Here is a 13,712-nt window from a genome sequence, read left to right on the forward strand (position 1 = left end):
AAATCCAATTAAAAAGAATGGAGATTAACACTATGCTAGAATTTATTGTACGTGGTGAAAATATCGAAGTAACAGAGGCAATTAAGGCCTACGTCATTAAGCGTCTAACTCGTTTAGAGCGTTATCTTAATGATGACAATAAGTATGTAGCGCATGTCAATTTGCGCTCATACCAAGAACGGACTTTTAAAATTGAAGTAACCATTCAGTTGCCATATCTCCTTCTCCGAGCTGAAGACACCCAAGATGATTTGTATCAATCTATTGATTTTGTTTCAGATAAATTGGAACGACAAATCCGAAAATATAAGACTAAGGTAAATCGTAAGTCACGTGAAAAGGGTTATAAAGGTATTGATACCTTTATGAATGAATCATTGGATGAACCTCAATTAGAAGAGGAAGAAGATGCTCAATTTGAAATTGTTCGAACTAAGCATCTTTCATTAAAGCCAATGGATGTAGAAGAAGCTATTCTTCAAATGGATCTATTGGGTCATAACTTCTTCGTCTTCCAAGATGCAGAAAGTGATTTGCCAGCGGTAGTTTATAAGCGTAAAGATGGTAAGTATGCTTTGATTGATACCGATTTATAACATTAAATAATTGATTAATCAAAAAGATCAACTACGATGATAGTTGATCTTTTTTAGTATAATAATAATAAATTTAAGACTTTCAAAAGCTTTGTGAACAGGGGACTGTTATAATAAATAGTAAGAAAATGAGGTGAATCAGATGTATTTAGATAGAATTGAAAAGGTTCGTAAAAATTTAGCTGTTTTTAACGCTGATGGAATGTTGGTAGCAGATGGGGATAACCTAAAATATTTAACTGGATTTTTAGGTGGAACTGGGGATGGTCTACTATTGATTGGAACATCTGAGAAGAAGGCAGCACTGATTACAGATGCCCGTTATGAAGAAGAATTAAGGACTAGTTTACCTGAGGGAATTGATCTATTAATTACTCGTGATTATTATGGTGTTGCAATGCTTGCTGCTAAAAGATTTAAAATAAATAATTTAGGGTTTGAAGATACTTTGCCATTTAAAATATTTGATGTATTGGATGAAAATTTTGAAGGACAGGATGAAAATTCAGATATTGTTCCAATTCCAGAATTAGTAGAGTGGTTACGCCAAGTTAAGTCTGAAAACGAGTTAGATGCACTACGTCATTCGACTGAAGTGGCTGTCAAAGCATATGAAGAATTATTGACAAAGGTAGAGGTAGGGATGACAGAGCGGCAGGTTGCTAATCTGCTAGATTTTATTATTAAAGGTTTGGGTGCAACTAGTGCATCATTTGAAACAATTGTTGCATCTGGCTATCGTGGCGCATTACCTCATGGTGAGGCAACTGATAAAAAATTAGCTGAAGGTGAATTGGTCACGATTGACTTTGGTTATTTTGTGGACGGATATACGTCAGATATTACACGAACGTTTGCCTTAGGAGCGGTTGATGATGGAGTTAAAAAAGCTTATCAGGTAGTCCAACAAGCAAATCAAAAGGCCATTCAAAAGATTAAAGCAGGAGTATCAGCTGGTGATGTTGATCAAGCCGCACGAGAAGTGATTGATCAAGCCGAATATGGTAAATATTATACCCATGCAACCGGACATGGCGTCGGATTAGCCATTCATGAAGGTCCCGTAGTTTCAACACAAGCAGAAGAAAGACTTGAAGCTGGAATGTTATTGACGATTGAACCTGGTATTTATATTCCAGGAGCATTTGGAATTAGAATTGAAGATGATGTTATTGTGACTAAAAATGGGGTTGAAAACCTAACTAGTGAGTTAACGACTGATTTAATTAGCATTGATAGGTAAGCATGATGGAATATTTTATAGCCGATTTACATTTTTTTCATGAACAGTTATTACAAAGTGAACATTTTTCGCCCCGTCCATATGATGATTTGCAGGATGAGCATCAAGGCCTACAACAGGCTTGGAATGCTAGGGTGACAGAAAATGATACAGTTTATCATTTAGGCGATTTAGCTTTTTTAAATAAAATTAAACCAGCTAAAAAAGGTTATCAATCACTTTATGAATTATTATTAAGCCTCAATGGACAAATTGTATTGATTAAGGGAAACCATGATACTCGGGATTTATTTAAATTTTTACAAAATCAACATTCAACATTATCTGATGGTCGTCCTAAATTTAAATTTCATGATGTTGGAATGATTGTGAAAGCTAATCACCATCAATTCTTTTTGACACACTATCCTTTGATACTGGGGCCAACCGCCTCTAGTGTTAATTTACATGGTCATATTCATCATAGTCAGGTAGCAATTGCTGAAAATATTAATGTAGGAATTGATAGTTCCGATCTAGAATATTTAAATTCAGACGAGCGTCCTACTTGGGGAACACCATTGAATTTATCTGAAATTGAAATGATTTTAGAGAGGAAACGTCATCAATTATCAGAATAGCCGAAAGGAGGCCAATGAATTATGGAAAAAATAACAATTTTACACACTAATGATATTCATTCACATTTGGAGCGTTGGCCGCAGATTCGGCATTTCTTAAATACTTATCGAAAACAACTTTTACGTAATGGTGAAACTGTATTAACTTTTGATATTGGCGATGCAATGGATCGTAATCATGTTTTAACAGAAGCCAGTCATGGTCAAGCCAATGTTAATTTATTGAATGGGGTTCATTATGACGGTGTGACGATTGGTAATAATGAAGGCTTGGGTTTGAGTCATAATGATTTAAATCGACTTTATGAACATGCTAATTTTCCGATCTTACTGGCCAATTTATTAGATAAAAAAAGTGGGCAAATTCCAAAATGGGCGCATCCATATGAAATTATTACGACCGGTGAAGGAACACGGATCGGAGTAATTGGTATGACTGCCCCTTTCATATTAACTTATCCATTACTTGGCTGGAAGCCACTACCGGTTGATGAAACATTACAAATGATTTTAAAGGAATTAGTGGGACAAACTGATTTCAATATTTTGTTGTCGCATTTAGGACTACCGACTGATCGCCGATTAGCAGATAAATTTCCAGAGTTACAAATTATTTTAGGAGCGCATACCCACCATCATTTGCCAAAGGGTGAATGGCGAAATCAAACATTATTAGCAGCGGCGGGTCGGTATGGTGAACATGTTGGTCAGGTGCAACTTGAAATTGAAGATGGTCAATTTAAGCGAGCCCAAGCTTCAACTGTTGATGTGGATCAACTTCCGAAATTGACTAGTGATGCAGAAACGGTAGCTAGTTATCAGAACGAAGGAACTAAAATTCTGAAGAACCAATTGGTGGCAGACATTCCGCAAAATTTTTATCGAGGCATCGATGCTAAAAATCGGATAATTGATTTAGGATTAGAGGCATTGAAAGCTCGCACTGAGACGGACTTAGCAATGCTTTCAACAGGAATGTTTTTGGACGATTTGACTGAGGGCCCCGTCAGTATGTATGAATTGCACCATATGTTACCTCATGCAGTACATCCTATGCGCACCAAGTTAAAGGGACAAGATGTAATCAGGTTAATGAAAGAAGTCAAAAAGAACCGAAATTATCTTCTTGGTAGTCCGGTTTATGGGATGGGTTTCCGTGGTCGTAAATGGGGTGAAATAGTTTGGTCAGGCTTAGAATTGACGAATGATGGTAATGTTTTAGTGCAGGGTCAACCGATTAATTTGACGAAGGATTATTATATTGGTGGGTTAGATCATTATTTGTTTTTCCCATATTTTCCAACGTTAGAAATTGCGGGAAATAATGAATTGTCATATGACACCGTTTTACGTGAGGATTTTGCTACTTATTTAGCACAAAAATTCCCATCAAAAAAATAAAAATTGAAGGTATTTTGAAATGGATCGAGAACGAATGAAAGAGTTGGCGCAAGCCCAGAAGCTGGAACGAATTGCACAAACGCGATTGGAACACGGTGAATCAGTTGCTGACTTATTGATTAATGAACGGGCGTATAAATTAGTTGCTAACTATCGTGATGCATATCAAGATGATTTGATGGCTGAGCGGTTTAGTACTTTTTTGGAAAAATATGATTATTTAGTTGGTGATATAGCTGCTGATCAACTACGCATTCATGGCTTTTATAAAGATGGAAAACCTGGTGTTTCAAGAATGGACCAAATTAGTGCGTTACAGGATTATATTTATGAATTTATGAATTTTGGAGCTCCATATTTTGTTTTAGAAAATCTAGAACCACATATGGTGGAAGATGATGAGCCAGAAGTTTCTCGTCCTAGACGTCGCCGGAATCATCATAGTAATAAAAATAATGCTTATATTGACGAGAAGAAAAGTTCCGTTAAAAAGAATCCTGTGAAAAAAGCTACTCATCAATTGAATAATAAGGGCCCACGTCAAGTAACGACGAAAGGAAATAATCGAAAGCGCCGTTTTGAAATCCATGAACGAAGTACTGAGGGGGAATAAAGTATGGCATATAAAGGATATTTTATTGATTTAGATGGAACAATTTATCAAGGTAAAAAGAGCTTTCCTAGTGGAAAACGATTTATTGAACGTTTAAAAGCTGCTAATAAGCAATTTATGTTTGTGACCAATAATGCTACTAGAACACCAGAGCAGGTCCAAGCTACACTAGCAGATGGGCACGATATTCATGTAGATTTGGATCAAATTTACACTTCAGCTATGGCTACTGCTGATTATGTAGCACAATTACCAAATGTGCATCAAGTATTAGTGGTTGGTGAAAATGGTCTGCATCAAGCATTGGCATCAAAGGGATTGAAGATTGTTACTCAAGGTTTGGCAGATGCGGTGGTTGTGGGATTAAATCGTAACTTGAAATATGATGATTTAATGTACGCCACTTTGGCTATTCAACAAGGGGCAAAATTTATCGCCACAAACATTGATACTAATTTACCTAATGAAAAGGGGATGATTCCAGGTGCAGGATCAGTTGTGGCATCAGTGCAAACATCAACACAAGTGGATCCAATCGTGATTGGTAAACCTTATACTCCCATTATGGAAGGTGCTTTGGAGCGTGCAGGTTTGACTGTGAATGATGTGGTAATGGTTGGTGATAATTATAATACCGATATTAAAGCTGGAATTAATTTGAAGATGGACACGTTGTTAGTATATAGTGGAATTTCAACGAAAGAACAAATTACTGCAGCGCAAATTAAGCCAACTCATGAAGTTGATTCTTTGGATGATTGGTTTATTGAGTGAAACAGATTAATGGAGAATTTGATACAGAGGCTGGTACATATTTTTGTCTCAGCTTTTTTATTTGGATTAAAATGAACGACTGCTTAATATTAAATATTTCAAATTAGAAATTATCTTTACATTAATGTTATGGAATCCATCTGCAAAACATAAGATAATGAGTTTAACGATTGTAGGACTTTGAAGGAGATAGTGCGATGAAGCAGAAGTGGATATGGGGAAGTGTTGCCTTAGTAGGAATTGCCGCCCTGATCGGTGCATATTTAACACGTGATCAACAAAAAAGTATTAATATTAACGCGGTAGGTTCTACCGCCTTACAACCAATGGTGGAAGCAGCAGGTGAAGAATTTCAACGTAAAAATCCAGGTGTTTATATTAATGTCCAGGGTGGAGGATCAGGTACTGGTTTAGCCCAAATTCAATCTGGAGCGGTTGATTTAGGAAATGCAGATATGTTCGCTGAAGAAAAAAAAGGTATCAAAGCGGATAAATTAACTGATCATCAAGTGGCCGTGATTGGAATTGCGCCTATCTTGAATAAAGAAGCTAAAATCAAAAATTTAACTACACAACAAATGATTGATATATTCACTAAAAAAATTACCAATTGGAAAGAAATCGGTGGCGCTGATATGCCGATTATCTTAGTTAATCGAGTCAATGGATCAGGAACTCGGGTGACCTTTGAACGTTATGGACTAGATCAAACGCCTTCTGCAGAAGGACAAGAACAGGACTCATCAGGAACCGCACGCTCAATTGTTTCTTCAACGCCAGGGGCAATTTCATATGTAGCATTTTCGTATATTGATAAAAAACAAATTGATGTTCCCAAATTAAATGGCGTGACGCCTAATAGTACCAATGTAACGAATGGTAAATATCCGATTTGGTCATATGAACATATCTATACTAAGGGCGATATTAAGCCAGAAGTAAGTCAGTTTATTAAGTACTTAAAGTCAGAAAAAATTCAAAAAACATTGATACCAAAATTAGGTTATATATCAATTCATGATATGCAAGTTCAACGTGATGTCTCAGGTGTCGTAACATCTGTCAAGTAAAGAGGTATTAAAATGGATGAGATTAGAGAAGCACTAACAAAAACTAGTGCCGCTACTAAAAAAGATCGTTTTGGTCGAGCTATTTCAATGTCAGCATTAGCTTTGATTTTAATTGTGGTTATATCGATTTTTTGGTTTGTTGCTTCCAAAGGATTAGCAACATTCTTTACCAATCATGTCAATTTGGGTGACTTTTTAACTGGTTCAAAATGGGCGCCGGGGCAAGTTGATGCACAAGGTAAACCAATGGCTGGAGCCGCATCAATGATTGTTGGATCATTTTTGGTAACTTTGTTATCGGCAATTATTGCAACACCCTTTGCGATTGGAACAGCCGTCTTTATGACGGAAATATCGCCTAGAAAAGGTGCGAAAATTTTACAACCAGTTACGGAATTATTGGTTGGAATTCCATCAGTTGTTTACGGATTTATTGGGTTAACGATTGTAGTACCCACGATGCGCAGTTTATTTGGTGGTTCTGGGTTTGGAATTTTAGCTGGGGCGATAGTATTGTTTGTAATGATTTTACCAACAGTTACATCAATGACAGTGGATACTTTACGAGCCGTACCACGGCATTATCGTGAATCGGCTTTAGCTTTAGGAGCTACACGTTGGCAAATGATTTATAAAGTGATTTTACGTTCAGCAACCCCAGGAATTTTAACAGCCATCGTATTTGGAATGGCACGGGCATTTGGAGAGGCTTTGGCGGTACAAATGGTGGTCGGAAATGCGGCATTGATGCCACATAATTTAACTTCACCATCAGCTACATTAACTTCAGTTTTGACCCAAGGAATTGGAAATACTGTTATGGGATCACTTGAAAATAATGCCTTATGGTCATTAGCATTAATCTTATTGTTAATGTCACTTGTCTTTAATTTGGTCATCCGTGCAATTGGTAAGAAGGGAGCAATGTAGCTCATGAGCGCAAAAAAAAGTGATAAATTAGCAACCATTATTCTATATGGGATTGCTGGATTCGTAATTTTAATTTTGGCCGCATTATTGGGCTACATTTTGGTACAAGGAATTCCCCATTTATCATGGCATTTCCTAACGTCTCCGGCAGAATCATTTACTGCTGGGGGTGGAATTGGAATTCAACTCTTTAATTCCTTTTATTTATTAATTATTACAATGGTAATTTCATTCCCGATTGCTTTGGGGGCCGGAATTTATTTGAACGAATATGCTAATCGAAAATCTAAAACAGTTGAAGTGATTCGGACTATGATTGAAATCCTTTCTTCATTACCTTCTGTGGTAGTCGGGTTGTTTGGATTTTTACTGTTTGTGGTTCAATTTAAATTTGGATTTTCATTGCTATCTGGAGCGATTGCGTTGACATTCTTCAATTTGCCATTGTTGACCCGCTCTGTGGAAGAATCTTTACGGACAATTCCTGACTTGCAACGTGAAGCTGGGGCAGCACTTGGATTGTCACGTTGGGAGACGGTGGGCCACGTAATTTTGCCGGCAGCTTTACCTTCAATTGTAACCGGAATCGTATTGTCAGCAGGACGAGTTTTTGGAGAAGCAGCGGCGCTAATTTATACGGCAGGGCAATCAGCACCAGTCGTTAATTTCACTGATTGGAACCCATTTAATCCTACATCACCTTTGAATGTGATGCGTCCAGCGGAAACCTTAGCAGTGCATATTTGGAAAATTAATTCTGAAGGAATTATGCCTGATGCTACAGCTGTTTCAGCGGGAGCTTCAGCAGTCTTAATTATTGCAGTTTTGCTGTTTAATTTCACGGCACGTTCGTTAAGTAAGTTCTTATACCAACGCTTAACATCAAGTAAGTAGGGAGTTATTAGATGACAGACGTAAATAAATTAGTTTTTTCAGACGAAATGCCTGAGCATTATGTCGTTGATATTAATGATGAAAAACATGAAGTAGCCTTATCAGCACAGGATTTAGAAGTTTTTTATGGTGAAAAACAAGCCCTTCAAAAAACCAATCTTAAATTTGAACGTTATAAAATCACTTCATTAATTGGAGCTTCCGGTTCGGGTAAATCGACTTTTTTGAGGTCATTAAACCGAATGAATGATACGGTTGGAACGGTCAATGGTAAGATCATGTACCGTGGTTTGGATGTTAATTCATCTGACATTGATGTTTACGAAATGCGCAAACATATTGGGATGGTCTTCCAACGGCCCAATCCCTTTGCTAAGTCGATTCAAGAAAATATAACCTTTGCATTAAAGCAACATGGAATTAAAGATAAAGAAATTTTAAAAGAACGGGTGGAAACGAGTTTAAAACAAGCCGCTTTATGGGACGAAGTGAAAGATAATTTAAATAAATCAGCTTTGTCTCTATCAGGGGGGCAACAACAACGGTTAGTAATTGCACGAGCAATTGCCTTACATCCTGATATTTTACTTTTAGATGAACCGGCCTCGGCTTTAGATCCAATTTCATCTGCCAAAATTGAAAATACTTTGTTAGAGCTAAAAGAAAAATATACAATTATTATTGTGACACACAATATGCAACAAGCTGCTCGAGTGTCCGACTACACGGCCTTTTTCCATATGGGTGAGGTATTGGAATACGATTTAACGCGAAAAATATTTACGCGACCAAAGGTACAAAGAACGATTGATTATGTCAATGGAAACTTTGGATAAGGGTGATATCAATGAGTGAAAAATTATTAATTACAGAAAATGTCCGCCTTTATTATGGGGAAAAAGAAGCGTTACATGGGATTAATTTAGACTATGATCGTTATGGAATAACCGCCTTGATTGGTCCATCTGGGTCAGGAAAGTCAACTTATCTTCGGGCTTTGAATCGAATGCATGACTTAACTGATTACGTTACCGTAACGGGAACCTTTCTGTTAAATGGTGAAGATATCTATGCTCCAACGATGGACACGGTTGATTTACGCAAGCAGATCGGAATGGTCTTTCAACAACCGAATCCGTTTCCTTTTTCAATTTATGATAATGTTGCTTTTGGAATGCGTACTGCAGGAATTAAAGATAAAGCTCAACTTGATGAAAAGGTCGAAGAGTCTTTGCAAGCTGCAGCTATTTGGGATGAAGTTAAAGATGATTTACATAAATCAGCCCTTTCATTGTCTGGAGGACAACAACAACGAGTTTCCATTGCGCGAGCATTAGCCACCTCACCGGAAATTTTGCTATTGGATGAACCAACCTCAGCGCTTGACCCTGTGTCAGCTAACATGGTGGAAAATACTTTGATGCAATTACGAGATCAATATACAATGATTATTGTGACACATTCGATGTCGCAAGCTTCCCGCATTTCAGATCGGACTGCCTTTTTTAATCAAGGTAATTTGATTGAAGTGAATGATACTAAAAAAATGTTTCTTAATCCTGACCAAGAAATGACACAAGATTACATTTCGGGCCGTTTTGGATAATAAAAATTAAAGGAGAACCGCTATGCGTCGATTATTTGATGAAGAATTAGCAGATCTAGATACATCGTTTAAAGAAATGGGATTATTAGTTTCTGAGACGATTCAACGCTCTGTACAAGCCTTTTTGGACCATGACCGTGACAGCGCACAAGATATCATTGATAATGATAAAGCGATTAATCAACGTGAGATTGCTTTAGAAAAAAAGAGTTTTGAAATGATCGCTTTGTATCAACCAGTTACCACAGATTTACGTGAAATTGTGACTATTTTAAAAGCTGTTTCAGTAGTAGAGCGCATTGGTGACAATGCCCGAAATATTGCTTTATCAACCATTCACGTTAAGGGAAACCGGCGTGTGGCGAAAATTGAAAAGCAAATTGGTGAAACTGGGACTTTGGTTGCTAGGATGGTGGCCGATGTTTTAACTTATTACATTAGTGATGATGCCGCTGGTGCAACTTCAATGTCTGATGTGGCTATGGTAGTGGCAAATTCTACTAAAGCAATTCGCGATTTAGCGATTGAAGCTATGAAAGCCGATCCTGAAAATGTTGAAGCTGCCACCGATTATTTGGTAGTAGGAGGATATTTGAAGCGAACAGCAGACTATGTTACTGATATTGCTGAGTGGGTGATCTATAAGCGAACTGGTAAAATTGTAGAATTAAATCCAGGAACTTCAAGCTTTATCTAAACATCATAGAGTTAAATGCTTATTTTAGATATGTTGAATTAGTTTTAGATTATTAATCTGTAATAATAATGATCAAAGGGATGTTTAATAATTGAAATCCAGCTTTAAATTACGTTTGTGAAAGTATTACAAAAATTAATTTATAGGGAGGATAGGGATATTTTATCCAATTCCTCCTTTTTATTTTGGGAGAGCTTGAAATAGGGTAACGCGCCGTTTGTTAAAAATTTTGGTAGCATATTAAAGATAGTTAATTAATTTGATAAAAATATTAGGGGAAAAGTATGAATGATACATTAATTTTGCGAGGCTTACAGATCGTTTTGGTAATTGGAATTGCGATAATGCTGTTTGTCTACTACCGTCAGATCAAAAAAGCTGGGTTAAAGTTACGCCAGGGTGGAATAAAAGCTTTTATCATCGGGTTTATCACTGATTTTGGTGATACTATTGGAGTGGGAAGCTTTGCAACAACCACGGCGGCATTTAAGGTAACTAATTTTTTAGATGACGATCGGAAGTTACCAGGAACAATGAACGCCGTACATGCCGTACCAACGATGTTTGAGGCGCTATTTTTTCTCACAGCAGTTAAAATTGATTGGCCTACTTTTATAGTGATGACGGTAGCATCTGTTTTAGGAGCTGTCATTGGACCTCGGTTAACAGCTGGGTGGGATGCGCAAAAAATTCGCGGGGTGTTAGCATGGATGTTAGTTATTGCAGCCCTTGTGATGCTTTATAATATTTTCTTTTTACCAATTCCAGCGATGGGGAAAAACGCTTTAGTTGGTTGGCAATTATGGTTAGGGTTTGCTTTTAATTTTTTGCTGGGAATTTTAATGACGTTGGGCCTAGGAAATTACACGCCTGAATTAATTTTCTTTTCTTTGATGGGGATGAACCCTCTAGTGGCTTACCCCGTAATGATGATGAATTCAGCTGTTGTCATGACTACAGCTGCAACTGGATTTATTAAAACCAAGCGAATTCAATGGCGTGGTCTTGGCATGATTGTTTTGGGTGGAATTGCTGGTGTGGTTGTGGCAGCAACCTTAGTTAAAAATATTAATCTTTCAGTTTTGCGTTATGGAATCGTTATCCTTTCCTTATGGACAGCTTATAGTCTTTGGAAAGAATCACGGCAAGTATTATCAATGGAAAAATCGATTGAAAATAATTAAGGTAAAAATGGATGTAATTGAACCAACGGGTGGGAATAATTTTATTCCTGCCTTTTTGTTTTGATAATTTTTTTGATATAAAGTCTGAAAAACTTCATAAAACAATTGTTAAATATTAATATTATATAAAGGAATTTCAAGAATTAATAAAGCTCGAGGTCAAAAACAGTTTGTAGTGGCAAAACATGTTAAATTAAAATCAAGGAAAAGTAGAAAAAGGAGTTTGGACGTGGCGGGCACGTTTCAGTAAAGCAAGATGACCCAAGTAGGACACATTGTTATTGGTTTAATTGTGGTAATAGCGGCCATATATTTATTTATTTTTGTCACGCAACGTTTGACAACAAGACAAGTCGCTAAATTAATGATTAAGCTACAAACTTTAAAGGATATTCCAATGCAAGATCGACTGGTTAAAGGTCGTAAAATGAGTCTCATGGGACAAACTTTAGATGATTTTCAAGAAAACGAAGCTTTATATAACCGAATTGTGGCTACAGATTTTGATGATGTGAAGCAACAGGCTGATCAAGTGTTAGCATCAGCCCAGGGATTTAATATCTGGCAAACTAATCAAGACTTACGAAATTTGAAAAAGCGTGTTGATCAGGTTGCACGCGATATTGATACTGTTAATCAAGGCTTAACTGATTTGGAACAAATTGATGCAGAACACAAGCAAGCGGTTCAAGATTTAGAACTAAAATATAAAAATTTACGAAAAACTTTGTTGTCACAAAATTTTATTTTTGGGAATACATTAGATAAATTAGAAGATATTTTGGGCGAATTAGAAGATGAGTTTTCTGAATTTTCTAATCGTACGGAGAATGGAGATCATGTAGCCGCCTCAGAAATATATGAATCATTGGCTATGGAGACTAACCAATTAGAAGAACGGATGGATCAAATTCCGGGTTTGGTTAAAGATTTGAGTACCACAATTCCAGAACAACAAGAAGAGCTACAAGCGACTTTTGATCAAATGATGGAACAGGGATTTACATTCAAAGATAATTTCGTAGAGCAGGCACTTAAACAAATTGAAGAAGATCGCAAGAATACCTTAGAAGCATTAAAGAATTTGACACTTAAAAAGGTTCAAGAGCAGTTAACAACTTTACATCAAGAAATTAATCAAATTTATAAAACTTTTGAGAATGAATACCAGGCATCACAAACTGTACAAAAAAAGTTAGACGAATTACGAGAATATTTGGGACATCTGCAACAGCAAAACCAAAATTTGAACCAGTTAGTTGGACAATTAAATCAAAATTACATTTTCAACCATGATGAAGAAAATAGTATTCGTGATTTATCACGTCAGCTGTTACAAGTTGAAAAAGATTTAGATAGCATTCGACTAGGTATTAATAAGAAGGAAGTTGTATTTTCACAATTAACAGAAAAATTAATGGTAGATGAAAATCAATTGGATCAAGTTGAAGAACAACAAATTGGACTTTGGGATAGTTTAAAAGTTTTGCCTGAAATTGTTAAAACTGCTCAAAATAAAGTTGAATTATTTGTTGAATCTATGCGCAAGATTAAGCGACGTGTTGAGCGACAAGGATTACCTGGAGCACCCACGACTTATTTGAATTTCTTTGATCAAGTCTCGGAAATGTTGAATAAGTTACAACAACAAGTCAATGCTCCGCGGGTAAATGTTGATGACTTACAACGCCAAGTTAGTATTGTTGGCTCGGATCTAGATAATCTGCAGGTCGCTACTAATGAGCTACTCGCCAATGCCACATTAACTGGGATATTATTGCATAAGGCTAACCAATATCGGGAATATCCTGAAGTAGTTCAAGCTGTGCAAAATGCTCAGGTGGAATATAATCAGTTTTATAATTATGAAAAAGCCGTTGAGGTTTTGGGACAAGCGTTAGATCGAATTGAACCAGGAACGACCGAAATTTTAAGAGAACAAAACAACCAAAATCGGCTTATCTAAATTTATTAAAATTACTTGTAGCACTAGATTTAAGTATGTTAAAATTAGCATGAAAGCTAGGAACTGAGTAGAATTAATTTAGGACATGTTAGAGATATGGCGGTTGGTGCAAGCGATA

The 13,712-nt window shown here is 36.6% G+C and carries 14 protein-coding genes; all 14 read left to right on the plus strand.

Features of this window, described 5'->3' with window-relative positions:
- Positions 1 to 32 precede the first annotated feature (32 nt).
- On the plus strand, positions 33 to 596 hold the full coding sequence (hpf, locus tag WKK_RS04935) for a ribosome hibernation-promoting factor, HPF/YfiA family (RefSeq protein WP_006845010.1): 564 nt from the start codon (positions 33 to 35) through the stop codon (positions 594 to 596).
- A 142-nt stretch (positions 597 to 738) separates the two neighbouring features.
- Positions 739 to 1,839 carry a M24 family metallopeptidase gene (locus WKK_RS04940; protein ID WP_013989654.1) on the plus strand — a complete coding sequence of 367 codons (1,101 nt, stop codon included), beginning with the start codon at positions 739 to 741 and terminating at the stop codon, positions 1,837 to 1,839.
- A gap of 5 nt (positions 1,840 to 1,844) precedes the next feature.
- Positions 1,845 to 2,459: a metallophosphoesterase gene (locus tag WKK_RS04945; protein WP_013989655.1), complete on the plus strand. Its 615-nt coding sequence runs from the start codon at positions 1,845 to 1,847 to the stop codon at positions 2,457 to 2,459.
- 21 nt (positions 2,460 to 2,480) lie between these two features.
- Complete coding sequence (locus tag WKK_RS04950) at positions 2,481 to 3,860, plus strand: bifunctional metallophosphatase/5'-nucleotidase (protein WP_013989656.1); 1,380 nt, start codon at positions 2,481 to 2,483, stop codon at positions 3,858 to 3,860.
- A gap of 19 nt (positions 3,861 to 3,879) precedes the next feature.
- Positions 3,880 to 4,473, plus strand: coding sequence for a YutD family protein (locus WKK_RS04955; RefSeq protein ID WP_013989657.1), 594 nt, complete (start codon positions 3,880 to 3,882; stop codon positions 4,471 to 4,473).
- A 3-nt stretch (positions 4,474 to 4,476) separates the two neighbouring features.
- Entirely contained in the window at positions 4,477 to 5,247 is a 771-nt protein-coding gene (locus tag WKK_RS04960; RefSeq protein WP_006845015.1) for a TIGR01457 family HAD-type hydrolase, read from the plus strand.
- 197 nt (positions 5,248 to 5,444) lie between these two features.
- Positions 5,445 to 6,317, plus strand: a complete 873-nt coding sequence (locus tag WKK_RS04965) for a phosphate ABC transporter substrate-binding protein (RefSeq protein ID WP_013989658.1) — start codon at positions 5,445 to 5,447, stop codon at positions 6,315 to 6,317.
- A gap of 12 nt (positions 6,318 to 6,329) precedes the next feature.
- The gene (gene pstC, locus WKK_RS04970; RefSeq protein ID WP_013989659.1) at positions 6,330 to 7,247 is read left to right on the plus strand and encodes a phosphate ABC transporter permease subunit PstC; all 918 of its coding nucleotides are present in this window, start codon (positions 6,330 to 6,332) and stop codon (positions 7,245 to 7,247) included.
- Between the two features lie 3 nt (positions 7,248 to 7,250).
- Positions 7,251 to 8,141: a phosphate ABC transporter permease PstA gene (gene pstA, locus WKK_RS04975; RefSeq protein WP_006845018.1), complete on the plus strand. Its 891-nt coding sequence runs from the start codon at positions 7,251 to 7,253 to the stop codon at positions 8,139 to 8,141.
- 47 nt (positions 8,142 to 8,188) lie between these two features.
- Positions 8,189 to 8,977, plus strand: coding sequence for a phosphate ABC transporter ATP-binding protein PstB (pstB, locus tag WKK_RS04980; protein ID WP_423219059.1), 789 nt, complete (start codon positions 8,189 to 8,191; stop codon positions 8,975 to 8,977).
- Positions 8,978 to 8,988: 11 nt separating this feature from the next.
- The gene (gene pstB / locus WKK_RS04985) at positions 8,989 to 9,747 is read left to right on the plus strand and encodes a phosphate ABC transporter ATP-binding protein PstB (protein ID WP_006845020.1); all 759 of its coding nucleotides are present in this window, start codon (positions 8,989 to 8,991) and stop codon (positions 9,745 to 9,747) included.
- Positions 9,748 to 9,769: 22 nt separating this feature from the next.
- Entirely contained in the window at positions 9,770 to 10,444 is a 675-nt protein-coding gene (gene phoU, locus WKK_RS04990) for a phosphate signaling complex protein PhoU (protein ID WP_013989661.1), read from the plus strand.
- Between the two features lie 284 nt (positions 10,445 to 10,728).
- Complete coding sequence (locus WKK_RS04995; RefSeq protein WP_013989662.1) at positions 10,729 to 11,628, plus strand: sulfite exporter TauE/SafE family protein; 900 nt, start codon at positions 10,729 to 10,731, stop codon at positions 11,626 to 11,628.
- A 256-nt stretch (positions 11,629 to 11,884) separates the two neighbouring features.
- Positions 11,885 to 13,594 carry a septation ring formation regulator EzrA gene (locus WKK_RS05000; protein ID WP_013989663.1) on the plus strand — a complete coding sequence of 570 codons (1,710 nt, stop codon included), beginning with the start codon at positions 11,885 to 11,887 and terminating at the stop codon, positions 13,592 to 13,594.
- Positions 13,595 to 13,712: the final 118 nt, after the last annotated feature.

The sequence above is a fragment of the Weissella koreensis KACC 15510 genome, from assembly GCF_000219805.1.
Taxonomy (GTDB): domain Bacteria; phylum Bacillota; class Bacilli; order Lactobacillales; family Lactobacillaceae; genus Weissella; species Weissella koreensis.

Bases quoted from the DNA above. Each gene is read 5' to 3' on its own strand.
- hpf (WP_006845010.1), top strand. From the start codon at position 33: ATGCTAGAATTTATTGTACGTGGTGAAAATATCGAAGTAACAGAGGCA.
- WKK_RS04940 (WP_013989654.1), top strand. From the start codon at position 739: ATGTATTTAGATAGAATTGAAAAGGTTCGTAAAAATTTAGCTGTTTTT.
- WKK_RS04945 (WP_013989655.1), top strand. From the start codon at position 1,845: ATGGAATATTTTATAGCCGATTTACATTTTTTTCATGAACAGTTATTA.
- WKK_RS04950 (WP_013989656.1), top strand. From the start codon at position 2,481: ATGGAAAAAATAACAATTTTACACACTAATGATATTCATTCACATTTG.
- WKK_RS04955 (WP_013989657.1), top strand. From the start codon at position 3,880: ATGGATCGAGAACGAATGAAAGAGTTGGCGCAAGCCCAGAAGCTGGAA.
- WKK_RS04960 (WP_006845015.1), top strand. From the start codon at position 4,477: ATGGCATATAAAGGATATTTTATTGATTTAGATGGAACAATTTATCAA.
- WKK_RS04965 (WP_013989658.1), top strand. From the start codon at position 5,445: ATGAAGCAGAAGTGGATATGGGGAAGTGTTGCCTTAGTAGGAATTGCC.
- pstC (WP_013989659.1), top strand. From the start codon at position 6,330: ATGGATGAGATTAGAGAAGCACTAACAAAAACTAGTGCCGCTACTAAA.
- pstA (WP_006845018.1), top strand. From the start codon at position 7,251: ATGAGCGCAAAAAAAAGTGATAAATTAGCAACCATTATTCTATATGGG.
- pstB (WP_423219059.1), top strand. From the start codon at position 8,189: ATGCCTGAGCATTATGTCGTTGATATTAATGATGAAAAACATGAAGTA.
- pstB (WP_006845020.1), top strand. From the start codon at position 8,989: ATGAGTGAAAAATTATTAATTACAGAAAATGTCCGCCTTTATTATGGG.
- phoU (WP_013989661.1), top strand. From the start codon at position 9,770: ATGCGTCGATTATTTGATGAAGAATTAGCAGATCTAGATACATCGTTT.
- WKK_RS04995 (WP_013989662.1), top strand. From the start codon at position 10,729: ATGAATGATACATTAATTTTGCGAGGCTTACAGATCGTTTTGGTAATT.
- WKK_RS05000 (WP_013989663.1), top strand. From the start codon at position 11,885: ATGACCCAAGTAGGACACATTGTTATTGGTTTAATTGTGGTAATAGCG.